General features: G+C 56.1%; 1 protein-coding gene. It reads left to right on the plus strand.

The window, feature by feature from the left end:
• Positions 1–280, plus strand: a 280-nt coding sequence (locus tag V6D42_RS20275) for an AMP-binding protein (protein ID WP_333514384.1), incomplete at both ends; no start/stop codon positions are given.

The raw sequence follows: 280 nt of genomic DNA on the forward strand, positions 1-280 counted from the left end.
AGTCAACCTGTGCTTCTGGCATCATGACGCGTTCGGCATGACGGAGGAGGACCGCAGTGCGAAGTACGCGGGCTTCGGGTTCGATGCTTCCATTTGGGAGATGTTCCCGACCTGGACGATCGGCGCTGAGCTTCACGTCATTGATGAAGCGATCCGCCTTGATATCACCCGCCTGAATGACTATTTTGAAACAAACGGCGTGACGATCACCTTCCTGCCAACGCAGCTGGCGGAACAGTTCATGGAGCTAGAGAACACGTCACTCCGCGTGCTCTTGACC

Source organism: Bacillus sp. 0909A, from assembly GCF_036765115.1.
In the GTDB taxonomy this organism is placed as follows: Bacteria; Bacillota; Bacilli; order Bacillales; family Bacillaceae; genus Bacillus; species Bacillus mojavensis.